The organism is Saccharothrix sabaoui, from assembly GCF_051756985.1.
Taxonomy (GTDB): Bacteria; Actinomycetota; Actinomycetes; order Mycobacteriales; family Pseudonocardiaceae; genus Actinosynnema.
Genome location: NZ_JBPKJK010000008.1, coordinates 97,290 through 107,253, shown reverse-complemented (window position 1 = coordinate 107,253; position 9,964 = coordinate 97,290). Strand labels below are relative to the sequence as shown.

The 9,964-nt window shown below is 76.1% G+C and carries 6 protein-coding genes; 4 read left to right on the top strand and 2 right to left on the bottom strand.

Features of this window, described 5'->3' with window-relative positions:
- The coding region (locus ACR807_RS04470; RefSeq protein ID WP_438919903.1) for an alpha/beta fold hydrolase at window positions 1-776 on the bottom strand (776 nt) is incomplete at its 3' end.
- Between the two features lie 77 nt (window positions 777-853).
- Between ACR807_RS04470 and ACR807_RS04465 the strand changes: the two genes are divergently transcribed.
- Window positions 854-1,873, top strand: coding sequence for a sigma-70 family RNA polymerase sigma factor (locus tag ACR807_RS04465; RefSeq protein ID WP_438919902.1), 1,020 nt, complete (start codon window positions 854-856; stop codon window positions 1,871-1,873).
- Window positions 1,874-1,912: 39 nt separating this feature from the next.
- Here the strand turns inward: ACR807_RS04465 and ACR807_RS04460 are convergent, their stop codons facing one another.
- A complete protein-coding gene (locus ACR807_RS04460) occupies window positions 1,913-6,631 on the bottom strand; it encodes an HAD-IC family P-type ATPase (protein ID WP_438919901.1) in 4,719 nt (1,572 codons plus the stop codon).
- Window positions 6,632-6,780: 149 nt separating this feature from the next.
- Between ACR807_RS04460 and ACR807_RS04455 the strand changes: the two genes are divergently transcribed.
- Genes ACR807_RS04455 through ACR807_RS04445 form a run of 3 tightly spaced genes read left to right on the top strand, consistent with a single transcriptional unit; the run spans window position 6,781 to window position 9,843 of the window.
- A complete protein-coding gene (locus ACR807_RS04455; protein WP_438919900.1) occupies window positions 6,781-8,112 on the top strand; it encodes an ABC transporter substrate-binding protein in 1,332 nt (443 codons plus the stop codon).
- Window positions 8,113-8,116: 4 nt separating this feature from the next.
- Window positions 8,117-9,028 (top strand): carbohydrate ABC transporter permease, encoded by a 912-nt coding sequence (locus tag ACR807_RS04450; RefSeq protein WP_438919899.1) that lies wholly within the window; start codon window positions 8,117-8,119, stop codon window positions 9,026-9,028.
- Window positions 9,025-9,843, top strand: a complete 819-nt coding sequence (locus ACR807_RS04445) for a carbohydrate ABC transporter permease (RefSeq protein WP_438919898.1) — start codon at window positions 9,025-9,027, stop codon at window positions 9,841-9,843. The genes ACR807_RS04450 and ACR807_RS04445 overlap by 4 nt, the downstream gene beginning before the upstream one ends.
- Window positions 9,844-9,964 lie beyond the last annotated feature (121 nt).

Below are 9,964 nucleotides of genomic sequence, written 5' to 3'. Positions count from 1 at the left end.
CGCTCCGGCTCCCCGGCGAACCCGACGTGGTCGCCGGGGAACGCGGTCGGTTCCACGCCGATCGCGGCGGCCAGCGCCCTGGACGTGCGGTCGCACAGCTGGCCCGCCGACTCCTCGCCGATGCCGACCACCACCCGGGACGGCGAGGCGCGCAGCACGTCCAGGTCGGGCGCCCAGAACGCGGTGGGCACGAGCATGGCCGAGTGCTGGTAGTCGGCGTCGGCGACGTCCTGCGGCGACCGCTCGCCGCCGGCCATGTGCTGCACGACCTCCTCGGGCAGGTCGATCGCCGCGAGCGCGAGGAACTTGCGGAACGCGCCCACGTGGTCGCCGCCGAGGTGGGTGGCCGCGATGTCCTCGGTGCGCGCCCGCAGCTCGGCGCGGTCGTCCAGCAGCCCGCTCAGCGGCGGTTCGTGCGCGACGGCGGTGCGCACGAGGTCGGGGCGGGCCTGCACGAGGGCCAGGGCGCTGACCGCGCCGCCGCTGGAGCCCAGCACGGCGGCGGGGCCGGCGTCGACGTGCTCGATCAGCCGGGCGAGGTCGTCGGCGCGCAGTTCCGGCGTCGAGTCGCGCTCCCGGTCGTCCACCGGGCTGCGGTTGATGCCGCGCGGGTCGGTGGTGAGCACGGTGTGGTCGGTGGCCAGCAGGTCGGCCAGCTGTTCGAACGGGCGTGCGTCCATCGGCGCGCCGACGAGCACGACGAGCGGCCCCGTGCCGCGCAGCTCGTAGTGCAGGGACGCGTCCGGGACGCGCAGGGTGCCGGTGGTGGCGGTCATCGGGTTCCTCCTGGTGGCGGGGTCGGTGTTGGGCGTTCGGGGTACTGGACTCCCGCCGTCGGGCAGAATCGTCGGTCGTGAGCGAAGTTTTTCCGGCACCCGTCCCGGAGGACCCCGACGTGGACCGCGCGCGGGCCGGCGACACCGCCGCGTTCACCCGTCTGGTGCAACCGCTGCGGCGGGAGCTGCACGCGCACTGCTACCGGGTGCTCGGCTCCGCCCACGACGCCGACGACGCCCTCCAGGACGCGCTGCTGCGCGCGTGGCGCGGCTTCGCCCGGTTCGAGGGGCGCGGTTCGCTGCGCGGGTGGCTCTACACCGTCGCCACCCACGCCTGCCTGGACGCGGTGGCGAGCCGGGCGCGGCGCGCGCTGCCCGTCGACCTCGGCCCGTCGAGCGAGCGCGCCCGGCCGGACGACGCGCCGCGCACGGACGTGGCGTGGCTCGGCCCCTACCCGGACGTGGTCGGGCCGGACGGCGCGGTCGCCCGGCGCGAGGCCGTGGAGCTGGCGTTCGTGGCGGCGCTCCAGCACCTGCCGGGCAACCAGCGGGCGGCGCTGCTGCTGTTCGACGTGCTGGGGTTCTCGGCGGCCGAGATCGCCGAGACCCTGGGCACGACCACGACGTCGGTGAACTCGGCGCTGGCCCGCGCCCGCCGGGTGGTGGCCGAGAAGGCGCCCTCGGTGGGCGGGCAGCGGTCGCTGCACCGCGTCGGCGACGTGCGGCTGCGCGAGGTCGTGGCCGGGTTCTGCGCGGCGCTGGAGCGCGGTGACGCGGACGCGATGGTCGCGCTGCTCACCGAGGACGTCACCTGGTCGATGCCGCCGCTGCCGCACTGGTACCGGGGCGTGGACGCGGTGATGGACTTCGTGGTGCGGGTCCCGATGACGGGGTGCGGTTCGTGGCGGCACCTGCCGACGAGCGCGAACGGGCAGCCCGCGGTGGGCTGCTACCTGCGGCGGCCGGGATCGGCCGGGCCCCACGAGGCGTGGGCGGTCACCGTGCTCGGGCTGCGCGGCGACCGGGTCGCCGAGGTGGTGTCGTTCATCGGGGCCGAGCACTTCGCGCTGCTCGGCCTGCCCTCGTCACTGCCCTGACCCGGCCGGTCCCGACGTCGCCGCAGCACCCGCGCGGTGCTACTGGTCGGCGGTGGGGTCCCCGCGCAGCAGCGGCGTCAGGGCGAGACCGGCGAGGTTGGCGGCGGCGGCGCTGGACAGGGCGATGGTCCAGCCGACCGGCCCCAGCGGGGTGCAGCCGAAGAAACCGCTCACGCCCGGCGTCTGGACCACCCCGGCCAGCGCGGCGGCCGATCCCAGGCTCGCGGCCAGCACCGCGCGGTCCGCGCCGCCGGTCAGCAGGGTCTGGCCCAGCTGGGTGCCGACGAGCGCCACCAGCGCCACGGTGCTCGCCCGGCGCGCCCGGCCGGTGACCCTCGCCGCCGCCCACGCGGCGGTCGCGCCGAGGGTCGTCGTCACCGCCCGCGCGGTCACGTCCCGGGTCAGCGCCGACCCCAGCGACGACGTCGGCCCCTCGCGCAGCAGCTCCGGCACCGACTCGCCGTCCGGCCTGCTCAGCGCGATGGCCATGGCGGGCGCCAGGTCGGTCAGCAGGTTGACCAGCAGCAGCTGCCGGGCGGTCAGCGGCGAGCGGCCGGTCAGCGCCGACCCGAGCACGCTGAACGCGATCTCGCCGAGGTTGCCGCCCAGCAGGATCGCCAGCGCCTCCCGCACCGACGCCCACATCGCGCGGCCCTCGACCAGGGCGGCCACGATCGTCTCCAACCGGTCGTCGGTGACGACCAGGTCGGCCGCGGCGCGGGCGGCCGGGGTGCCGCGACCGCCCAGGGCGATGCCCACGTCGGCCAGCCGGATCGCGGGGGCGTCGTTCGCGCCGTCACCGGTCATCGCGACCACGCGGCCCAGCCGCTGGTACCCCTCGATGATGCGGACCTTCTGCGCGGGCGTGCAGCGGGCGACGACGTCGGCGGTGTCCAGCAGCGCGTCCAGCGACTCGTCGTCGAGGGCGTCGACCTGCGCGCCGGTGACGACGGTGACCGGGCCGTCGCCGTTGACCTCGGTCGCGATGGCCTCGCCGGTCGCCGGGTGGTCGCCGGTGATCATGACGATCCGCACGCCCGCCGCGCGCAGGGCCGCCGCGGCGGGCGGCGCGCCCTCGCGGACCGGGTCGGCGAGCGCGACGAATCCGACCAGCCGCAGCCCGCGCACGTCGTCGTCGGTGACGCGGTCGCGCCGGAACCCGGTGCGCTCGGCGACGGCGAGCACGCGGTGGCCGCGCGCGGCGAGCCGGTGCACGCGGGCGTCGAGCCGCCTGCGGGTGCGGGCGTCGAGGTCGCAGCGCGGCAGGACGACCTCGGGCGCGCCCTTCGCGCTCAGCACCCCGGACGCGCCGAGCACCGCGTGGTACCCGCGCGACGGTTCGAACGGCAGCGCGTCGACCGGCACCCACCCCTCCCCCGGTCCCACCCGGACCGAGCGCGCGCCCTCCAGCACGGCCCGGTCGGTCTGGTGGGCGAGGTCGGCCGGGTCGTCGGCGCACGGCGTGGCGCGCACGGCGGCGGCCAGCACCTCGCGCAACCCGTCGTCCAGGACGCCGGGGGCGGCGGTGCGGCGGCCGTCGTCGACGAGGCCGACGGCGAGCCTGCCCTCGGTCAGCGTGCCGGTCTTGTCGAAGCACAGCACGTCCACCCGCCCCAGCGCCTCGATGGTGCGCGGGTTGCGGACCAGCGCGCCGTGCTCGGCGAGCCTGCGCGCGGCGGCCAGTTGGGCGGCGTTGACCAGGAACGGCAGGCCCTCGGGCACCGAGGCGACGGCGAGGTTCACCGCCGCGCCCATGCTCTGCCGCAGCGGCACGCCGCGCAGCAGGCCCAGCCCGGTCACCGCGGCGGCCGACCCGAGCGCGACCGGCATGGTGCGGCGGGTCAGCTCGGCCAGCCGCGCCTCGACCCCGGTGGTCGGCCTGGCCCGTCGTGCCGCCGCCATGCCGCGGCCGACCTCGGTGGCGTCGCCGGTGGCCACGACGACGGCCAGGGCCTCGCCGGCGGCGACCGTGGTGCCCTCGTAGAGCATCGACGAGCGGTCGGCGAGGTCGGCCGCCACCACCGGCGCGACGCCCTTGGGCACCGGGAGGGACTCGCCGGTCACGGACGACTCGTCGGCCTCCACGCCGTCGCCCCCCAGCAGCCGGCAGTCGGCGGGCACCACGTCGCCGGCGACCAGCCGCACCACGTCGCCCACCACGAGGTCGTCCGAGGTCAGCTCCTGGTCCCGGCCGTCGCGCACCACCGTCGCCCGCACCGCCGACCGCGCGAGCAGACCGGCCAGCGCGCGGTCCGTCACGACCTGCTGCACGCCGCCGATCAGCGCGGACACCCCGACGACGCCCGCCACGAGCGCCGCGTCGACCGGTGACCCCACGGCCGCGGAGAGCGCCGCGCCACCCGCCAGCACGGGTGTGAGCGGGTTGGCCAGCTCGGCGAGGAACGCGGCGCCGAGGCTCGTGCCGACCGACCCCGTGCCGGAGGACGTGCGCAGCCTGCGCTGCGCCTCCCGCCCGGTGAGCCCGCCGGGCCGCGACCCGACCCGCTCCAGGACCGCGGACACCGGCATCAGGTGCCACGGCTCGGTGCCCGGCATGCACGGGACGTCCCGCCCCTCCAGCGCGCGTGCCCGCCACACGCCGTCCGCGAACGCCAGCGCGGACGCGCCGTCGACGGCCCGCGAGGCGCGCTGGGCGGGCACGCCCTCCCGGCTGCCGAGCGCGCCGACCGCGCCGATGCCGGTGGCCGCCTTCGCCAGCAGGAGCCCGTCGCGGTCGACCCGGCGCGCGGCGGGCACCGCCTCGACCAGCAGGACGGCCACGTCGGGGTCGCGGACCACGACGTGCGCGCCCCACGGCGGCGGCGAACCGTTCCGGTGCACGCCGACGCCGCAGTCCGCCGACCCGAGGGCCCGGCGGTCGTCGGACACGACGAGGACCACGTGCCCGTCGGCCTGGAGCCCGCGCACCGCGCCCACCAGGCCGTGCCCGGACGGCACCACGTCGTCGGCGAACCGGACCGGGCAGCGGTCCCGGTCGGTGGCGACCACGACGCGCAGCCCGGCGTCCCGGGCGGCGGCGGCGAGCGCGTCGACGGCGGGGGTGCACTCGGCGTCGACCCCCAGCAGGGCGCGCAGGGCGGTGCCCTCGACCAGGCCGAGCACGGCGGCGTGCCCGGCGAGCGCGCGCCGCTCGGCGTCGTGGCCGGTCACGCCGAGCCGGTCGAGCGGGCCGAGTGCCCAGTCGCCGTCACGCCGCACCGCCGCGGGGTCGGTCGGGTCGAACAGCGCGAACGCCCGCTCGGCGAGTTCGCCGGTGGTGGGGGTGGATGCCTCGGCGGCGGCAGGGCCGGGTGCCGCGTCGGGGGCGAGGTCGAGTGCCGTGCCAGCGGCAGGGCCGGGTGCCTCGGCGGCGGCAAGGTCGGGCGCCGCATCGGCGGCAAGGGCGGAGGTCTCGTCGTCCGCGTCGGGGGCGGAGTCGGCGGCGCGGCCGGCTGCACCGGCGGCGGTCGCGAGGTCGGCCGGACCGGCGGCGATCGCAGAGCCGGCCGCATCGGCGGCGGTCGCAGGACCGACGGCGGCCCGGCTGACGGCAGCGTCGGCGGCGGTCGCGAAGTAAGCGGCGGCGGGATGGGTGGCGGCGGGGTAAGTGGTGGGGTCGGCGGCGGTGGTGATGTCAGCGGCGGCAGCGGCACCGGCGGGGTCCGCGGTGGGCTGCTCGGGGGTGGAGATGGGGATCAGGTCGGTGAGGGTGGAGCGGCCCGAGCCGAGGGCCGCGTCGTCGAGCAGCAGCACGTCGACCCCGGCCAGCCGGCGCAGCACGGAGCGGTCCATCACCAGGGCTCCCCGGCGGGCCAGCACGCGGCCCAGGCCGGCGGCGAACGCGGCACGCCCCACCGACGGGGCCTTGGGCAGGCTCGCCACCGCCAGGGCCGCCGCCCGGCGCGGGCCCGTGAACGGCACGGCCGCCGCCCCCGCCGCGACGCCGGCGGCGATCGCCCGGCGCGCGTACCGCTCGACCGGCCCCTCCGGGAACGGCGCCGGCCGCTCCGCGACGACCGGTTCGGCCTCGGCGTCCTCGGGCCCCTTGATCAGGTCCGCCTCGGCGGCGCACCACGCCCGTTCGTGCGCGCGGACCTCGCGCCACTGCTGCACGCGCTGCGCCACGTCGAGGAGGGTGCCCTCGCTGCGCGACGCCAGGCCGTGCACGAGCGCGGCGACCACCGACCTCGCCGTGTCCGCGCGCTCACGCCCCTGGAGGCGGTCCGCGACCAGGTCGCGCAGGTCGGGGTGCAGGTCGATCGCCGAGGTCAGGGCGGTCAGCTCGGCGGGCAGCGGTGCCCACGGCGCGACCTTGGCGACGGCGGCGAGGGCGAGTCCCGCGGCGTCGGCGGCCAGCGCGGACAGCAGCCGGGTGCCCTTGAGGCCGTCGGCCGGGTGGTGCAGCTCGTCCTCGACCAGGCGCTCGTCCTCGGTGGCGGGTTCGGCCTCGGCCCGCTGGACGAGCGCGACCAGTTCGGCGGTGGCGGGCGGCGGGTCGGCCACCGCCACGACCACGCGCGCGGACGGCGCGTTGACCCGGGCCCAGCGGACGCCGGGGTGCTCTTCGAGGGCGCGTTCGACCCGGCGCGCCACCCGCTGCCCGCGCGGGCCGCGCACGCCGTGCGCCTCGATGTGCAGCCGCCCGGGGCACGACCACACGTTGCGCCGCTCCCGCCGCGTCACCTGCTCCAACGGGGTCAGCGCCCACCCGAGCAGGCCCTTGGTCACGCGTGCGGGGTCGATGCCCAGGAGTTCCACCGTGCCTGTTTTCCCGCGCTGACCTGCGACTACGCCCCACGATCGGGTGACCCGATGATCATCGGATTGGGCCGTCCGAGCGAACTTTGTGTACCGGTCGTGGAAAAGGGCAACCGGATCGCGTGGTTCTCGACCTCAAGGGGGCGGTCGTGCGCGGACACCTGGTCATCCTCACCGCGGTCCTGGGCCTGGTGGCCGCCGGGTGCGGCGGGGTGGGCGCCTCCCCGGGCGACGCGCCCAACGCCCTGGTCACCATGGGCTTCGGGCTGCCCGACGAGCACGCGACGGCGCGCGTGGCCGTGTTCCGCGAGGCCAACCCCGGGGTGGACCTGAGGATCGTCGAGGGCGCGTTCGACGAGCAGCAGTTCCTGTCCGCGGTGGCCGCCGGCGAGCCGCCCGACCTGGTCTACGCCGAACGCCGCAAGCTCGGCGGGTACGCGGCGCGCGGCGCGGTGCAGAGCCTGGAGGACTGCGTCCGGGAGCAGGGCGTGGACGTGGGCCGGTTCCGCGAGGCGGCGGTCCGCCAGGTCACCTACCGGGGGCAGGTCCACGGGCTGCCCGACTTCGCGGGCGTCCGCCTGCTGATGCTCAACAACACCGTGCTGCGCGAGGCCGGCGTGGACCCCGCCTCGGTGTCCACGACGGACTGGGGCGCGCTGACCGCGCTGACCGACCGGCTCGCGCGCCGCGACGGGAACAGGCTCCAGCGCATCGGTTTCGACCCGAAGGTGCCCGAGTTCCTGCCGATGTGGGCCGCCGCCAACGGTGCGCGGCTCGTCGGCGACGACGGCCTCGACGTGCGGCTGGACGACCCGCGCGTGGTGGAGGCGGTCCGGTTCGCCGCCGACCTGGTCGAGCGGCAGGGCGGCTGGGCGTCGTTCAAGGCGTTCCGCGACACCTTCGACCAGTTCGGCGCGGCGAACCAGTACGCGACCGGTCAGCTCGCCGCGATGCCGATGGACTCCTGGTACCTCAGCACGCTCGCCGCGAACTCGCCCGAGGCGGACGTCGGCGTCGCGCCGTTCACCGACCGGGAGGGCCGCCCGGTGACCGAGCTGGGAGGGCAGGCGTGGGCGATCCCCAAGGGGTCGCGGCACCCGGACGCGGCGTGCCGCTTCATCGCCACGATGACGGCGACCGACACGTGGGTGACCGCGGCGACCGCCCGCCGGGACGCCCTGGCGAAGGCGGGCAAGCCCTACGGCGGCACGTTCACCGCCAACCGCGAGGCCGACGAGCGGATCTTCGGCGAGGTGTTCGACCCGAAGGGCAACCGCATCCTCGAACGGGGCGTGCCCGCCGTCCTGGCGTTGCAGGACGCGGCGTTCGCGATGCCGCCGAGCCCGGCGGCGAGCGAGCTGGTGCGCGCCTGGGAGGGCGCGGTGAACCGGGTGCTCACCGGCGGCCAGGAGCCCGGCGAGGCGATGGCCCAGGCGCAGCGGGAAGCCGAACGCGCCCTCCGGCGCGCGGGCGGGAGGTGACGCGGTGGCCGCGAGGACGGTGACCGCGCGCGAGGCGCGGGCCGGGTGGCTGTTCCTGCTGCCCTGGGTGATCGGGTTCCTGGCGTTCACCGCGGGGCCGATGCTCTACAGCCTCTGGCTGTCGCTGACGCACTACGACATGCTCAAGCCGCCCACCTACGTCGGGTTGGAGAACTACCGCGAGGCGGTCGCCGACGAACGGGTCGGCACGGCGCTGTGGAACACGGTGTTCTTCACCGCCCTGCACGTGCCCGCGCAGGTCGCGCTCGCCCTGGGCCTCGCGTCGCTGCTGCGCCGGGCGGGGCGGTCGGCGGGTTTCTTCCGCACGATCGTGTACCTGCCGGTGATGACGCCCCCGGTGGCGCTGGCCGCGCTGTTCCTGCTGCTGCTCAACGGGCAGAACGGCGCGGTCAACGAGTTCCTGTCCTGGTTCGGGTTCACCGGGCCGAACTGGACGACCGACCCCGCGTGGATCAAGCCCGGCCTGGTGGTGATGAGCCTGTGGACGGTCGGCAGCACGGCGGTGCTCTACCTCGCCGCGCTGACCCGCGTTCCCCTGGAGCGCTACGAGGCGGCCCGCCTGGACGGCGCGTCGCCGTGGCGGCAGTTCTGGCACGTGACGCTGCCCGGCATCAGCGGCACGGTCTACTTCACGGTGGTGGTGAACACGATCGCCTCGCTCCAGGTGTTCACCGAGGCGTACGCGATGTACTTCGGCGCGCGGGCCAAGCAGTCCGCCGAGGGCGACGCGGCGCTGTTCTACGTCATCCACCTGTTCCAGGAGGCGTTCGGGTCGCTGCGGATGGGCTACGCCTCCGCGCTGGCCTGGTTCCTGTTCGTCGTGATCGCGGTGGTGACGTTCGTGCAGGTGCGGGTGTCGAGGCGGTACGTCCACAACGAGGGTGAGCGCCCGTGAAGCGCGCAGGGGTCGTCTCGGGGCTGCTGGTCGTCACGCTGGCGTTCGGCTACCCGTTCTGGTGGCTGGTCAGCGCGTCGCTGAAGGACCGGGCGCACGTGTTCGACAACGCGCTGCTGCCCCGGCCGTTCTCGCCGCGGAACTACGTCGAGGTGTGGCAGGCGGTGCCGCTGACGACGTGGATCGGCAACAGCGTCGCGATCGGACTGGCCGCCGCCGCGTCGGCCACGGTGGCGAGCGCGCTCGTCGCGTTCGGCTTCGCGATGTTCCGCTTCCCCGGCCGCGACGCGCTGTTCGGCGTCGTGCTGGCGACGATGATGCTGCCCGGCGCGGTCACCATGGTGCCGGTGTACCTGGAGTGGCACGCGCTCGGCCTGGCCACCACCCAGGTCCCGCTGTGGGCGCAGAACCTGTTCGGCTCGGCGTTCTACATCTTCCTGCTGCGCCAGTTCTTCCTCGGCCTGCCGCGCGAGGTGTTCGACGCGGCCAAGGTCGACGGCGCGGGCGCGTGGCGGCTGTTCACCGGCATGGCCCTGCCGCTGGCCAGGCCCGGTCTGGTCGTGGTGTTCGTGTTCGAGCTGAAGGCCGCGTGGACCGACCTGGTCAAGCCGCTGATCTACCTGCGCGAGACCGAGCTGTACACGGTGCCGCGCGGCCTGAAGGCCGTGCTGGACCGCTTCGGCGAGGGCGGTGAGGAGCAGTGGGAGCTGGTGCTGGCGGCGAGCACGATCGCGACCGTGCCGATGGTCCTGCTGTTCCTCGTGGCGCAGCGGTACTTCGTGCGCGGAACGGTGACGCAGCACGTCGAGCAGTGAGCCGCCCGTGCCGCGGCGGTCACGATCTGTGCCGGTCAGGCCGTTCGCCGACCTCGTTCCGGTGAAAACGAGATGTTGATTACACCTCGTCAATGCGTTGTCCGGACCACCCGGTCGGAGA